The 3536-nt window shown below is 64.3% G+C and carries 4 protein-coding genes and 1 pseudogene; 3 read left to right on the forward strand and 2 right to left on the reverse strand.

What is annotated here, in order from left to right; translation table 11 throughout:
• Position 1: 1 nt before the first annotated feature.
• On the forward strand, positions 2-1276 hold the full coding sequence (locus ACEW8G_RS07845) for a hemolysin family protein (protein ID WP_373487874.1): 1275 nt from the start codon (positions 2-4) through the stop codon (positions 1274-1276).
• 9 nt (positions 1277-1285) lie between these two features.
• On the opposite strand, the gene ACEW8G_RS07850 is transcribed toward ACEW8G_RS07845, so the two are convergent.
• Positions 1286-1789 (reverse strand): outer membrane protein assembly factor BamE, encoded by a 504-nt coding sequence (locus ACEW8G_RS07850; protein ID WP_373487875.1) that lies wholly within the window; start codon positions 1787-1789, stop codon positions 1286-1288.
• 173 nt (positions 1790-1962) lie between these two features.
• On the opposite strand from ACEW8G_RS07850, the gene ACEW8G_RS07855 reads away from it, so the two are divergent.
• Positions 1963-2499, forward strand: coding sequence for a ubiquinol-cytochrome C chaperone family protein (locus ACEW8G_RS07855; protein ID WP_373487876.1), 537 nt, complete (start codon positions 1963-1965; stop codon positions 2497-2499).
• Positions 2496-3023 carry a DUF177 domain-containing protein gene (locus ACEW8G_RS07860; RefSeq protein ID WP_373487877.1) on the forward strand — a complete coding sequence of 176 codons (528 nt, stop codon included), beginning with the start codon at positions 2496-2498 and terminating at the stop codon, positions 3021-3023. Before ACEW8G_RS07855 ends, ACEW8G_RS07860 begins: the two co-directional genes overlap by 4 nt.
• A 6-nt stretch (positions 3024-3029) precedes the next feature.
• Here the strand turns inward: ACEW8G_RS07860 and ACEW8G_RS07865 are convergent.
• Positions 3030-3536: pseudogene (locus tag ACEW8G_RS07865) on the reverse strand (hypothetical protein); the annotation flags it as partial.

Here is a 3536-nt window from a genome sequence, read left to right on the forward strand (position 1 = left end):
CATTTTGGCGTTGATCATCCTCAACGGCATCTTTGCGATGTCTGAACTTGCGATCGTGTCGGCGCGCACCGCGCGGCTTGAGGCGATGGCCAAGGATGGCAGCAAGGGCGCGCGCACCGCGATCCTGCTCGGCGCGGATCCCGGCAAGTTTCTCTCCACCGTCCAGATCGGCATCACCCTGATCGGCATTCTCGCCGGGGCATATTCGGGTGCCAGCCTGGGCGGTCCTGTTGGCGACAGGCTGGCGTTGATCGGGGTCCCCGCCGATATCTCGGATGAGGCGGGGTTCGCGCTGGTGATCGGCATCACCACCTATCTGTCGCTGGTGGTCGGTGAGCTGGTGCCCAAGCAGTTTGCGCTGCGCAAGGCAGAAGAGCTTGCGGTGATCATGGCGATCCCGATGGACCTGCTGGCGCGCGGTGCCGCGCCGGTGGTGTGGCTGCTCGACAATTCGAGCGCGCTGATCTTCCGCCTGCTCGGTCTCAACCGCGAATCAGAGAAAATTGTCACCGCGCAGGAACTGCAGATGATCTTTGCCGAGGCGACCAAATCAGGCGTCATCGAAGAAAGCGAGCGCGCGATCATGTCCGGCGTGATGCGGCTGTCTGACCGGCCGGTGCGTGAGGTGATGACCCCGCGCACCGAGGTCGACTGGCTGCCGGTCGATGGCGGGCTTGAGGATTTGCGCCACATCATGGCGCGCTCGCCGCACAGCCGCCTGCCGGTGGCGGATGGGTCAGTCGATGCGATTATCGGCATCGTCACGGTGCGCGACTTGCTGTCTGCAATCATCGCAGGCGATCCGCTCGATCTGGCGGCACTGGCGCGAACTGCGCCCATCGTGCCCGATCAGGTCGACGCGATGGATGCGCTCAAGGTGCTGCAGAGGGGCGAGGTGCCGATGGCGCTGGTGCACGATGAATACGGCCATTTTGAAGGGCTGGTGACACCCGCCGATCTATTACAGGCTTTGGTTGGCGATTTCGCCTCGGATCAGGGCGATGGCGATGCGCCGATGATTACCGAGCGCGCCGACGGCAGTTTCCTGATCTCAGGCGCGCTGCCCGCCGATGCGCTCGCGGAAAAGCTGGGCATCGATCTGCCGGAGGATCGCGATTATGCAACCGCAGCAGGGCATGTGCTGCACTGCCTGCGCCATCTGCCGCGCGAGGGCGAGATGTTCACCGATCAGGGCTGGCAGTTCGAGATCGTCGACATGGACAATCGCAAGGTCGACAAGCTACTCGTCAGCTGGATTGCTGCCCCTGCCGGTTAGCCGTCAAGCCTATTGAGGCGGTCCGCCGGGGCCACCCGTGCCGGGCGCGCCAACCGCGCCAATGTTGCCAAACAGATCCTGGAAGAAGGTGCGGTTACGACCAAGCGTCGGCGTTTTCTTGCCCTCCGGGCTGATCCTTGCAACCTGCTCAAGCCCGGTGAACTCGACGTTTTGCACGGTGCCCTGCGGATCAAAGCTCACCCGCATCACTTGCTGCGCGGTGGGGCGCGGGTTGGCAAAGGCAAGCTGGCGCGTATCGCGCGCGAAATAATACCATTCATCATCGGCAAACTGGCCGGTGAAGGTGGGGCGGCCCAATGTGCGCTCCACCGACTGCCGGTTGTCAACGCCCGGCAGGATCGAACCGGCCAGCGTCTGGTCGTAGATAAAGCCCTGATGCGAGCGCAACTGGCCGCAGCCGCCGAGCAACGGCAGCGCGGCGATGCCGATCAGCAATGCCAGCCGCGCCCGTGGCTTGTGTGCAGAGCGCTGTTGAATCGACGTGCTGATCATGATCTTCCTTCTTGGCCGCCTGCCTGCTGTCATCGGTGCGGCGGCGTGTTCGCCATCGCGCCTTGCAACTTGCGGTCCGCGCTTCAATATGCACTTACACACCTCATCACAAGTGGCCAATGAATTGCCGCTTAACGTGGCCGCACCCCGGCCCGCAAGGAACCCGCCAGACCATGTCCGTCCTGTCCCGCCTGTTTTCCCGAAGCGACCCGCGAGAGGCGGCGCGTCCGGCTTATGCGCAGGTCATCGCGCTCGGGCGTGACCCCTATTGGTACACCGATGGCGGGGTTGCCGACAGCGTCGACGGGCGGTTCGAGGCAGTGGCGCTGTTGCTGTGCCTTGTCCTGCTGCGGCTTGAACAGGACGAAGACCAGCCTGCGGTGCGTCAGTTTTCAGTGCATCTGGCCGAGTTGTTCGTGGACGATATGGATGGCCAGCTGCGCCAGAACGGGGTCGGCGATCTTGTCGTCGGCAAAAACATCGGCAAGATGATGAGCGCGCTCGGCGGGCGGCTGGGCGTCTATCGCGCGGCGCTGGCGGCGGATAATACTGACATGTCGGCGCTCGACAGTGCGCTGCGCCGCAACCTTTATCGCGAAGAACAGGTGGCCGATGCGCAGGTGACGGCAGCCGCCGCAAAGGTGCGCGCGCTGCATGACCGGATGGCCGCGCTGCCTGTGGCCGATGTGATGCAAGGGGCGATCGCATGAAGCGTCCGCCCGAATTCTCGCGGCCGTTCGACATTCGCGCCTTGCCGCGCCAGCCGATCACGCTGGAGGCTGATGCGAGCGAACGCGCCGCGCTGGCAGAGCGCTTTGCCATCGTCGCGATCACATCGCTGAGCGCGACCGCAACCTTTGCCGAAAATCAGGCGACAATTGACGTTACCGGCAAGCTCAGTGCACAACTGGCGCAAAACTGCGCGATTTCGGGCGAGGATTTTCCGACGCGCGTTTCGAACAGCTTTCACCTGCGCTTCGTGCCGCACGCCGAATACGCCGCGATGATTGCTGCGAGCGGTGACGAGTTCGAGCTTGCGCCCGGCGACCTCGACACGATAGCCTATAAGGGCGGCTCCATTGATCTGGGTGAGGCGATAGCGCAGACGCTGGCACTTGAGATCGACCCCTATGCCGAAGGCCCGCAGGCCGAGGACGCGCGTGAAACTTACGGTCTGACCGCGCCCGAGGCGGTCGGACCGTTCGCCGCGCTCAAGGGCCTCAAGGGCAGCTGACAAAGTCTATAACGACGGCACACCGGCCTCATTGAGGATGCGGTCAATCGTGGCCAGCGCGCGCTGGTATTCGGGTGCATCGATCGCCTGATAGGCGCGTTCAAACGCCTGTTGATCAAGACCTTCGGGTTTGGTCAGCAGCGCACGTGGCATCAGCTGCGCGTCGGTGACCGCACCCAGCCGGCGCTGCACCGGGCGAGCGAGCGACGGTTTGATCGCGGCGGCGGCAAAGCGTTCGCCCGAGCGGTCTGCAGCCAGATCGACAAATGAAAAGCCGCTGCCATCGCCGGTGCTGTCGGCCAGTTCCTTCCATTCGCCCATTGATCGCGCGACCTGCCCGCCGAGCGTTGCGGCAAGCGCGGCGGACAACGCCCAGTGCATCGCGAGATCGTGGCGTCCGGCCAGCGTCGGTTGCGCGCCGGTCGCAGGGCATGCGCGGATCGCGGGCAAGGCCGTGCCCGCCAGCCGCTCGCGATAGGGGGGCACCGCCACCATCGCGATGGCGATAAGGGT

Origin of the sequence: Blastomonas sp., assembly GCF_041747255.1 — a bacterium.
Taxonomy (GTDB): domain Bacteria; phylum Pseudomonadota; class Alphaproteobacteria; order Sphingomonadales; family Sphingomonadaceae; genus Blastomonas.

What these genes read in the sequence shown, in the direction of transcription:
- ACEW8G_RS07850 (WP_373487875.1), bottom strand. Translation starts at nt 1,789, where the DNA reads ATGATCAGCACGTCGATTCAACAGCGCTCTGCACACAAGCCACGGGCG.
- ACEW8G_RS07855 (WP_373487876.1), top strand. Translation starts at nt 1,963, where the DNA reads ATGTCCGTCCTGTCCCGCCTGTTTTCCCGAAGCGACCCGCGAGAGGCG.
- ACEW8G_RS07860 (WP_373487877.1), top strand. Translation starts at nt 2,496, where the DNA reads ATGAAGCGTCCGCCCGAATTCTCGCGGCCGTTCGACATTCGCGCCTTG.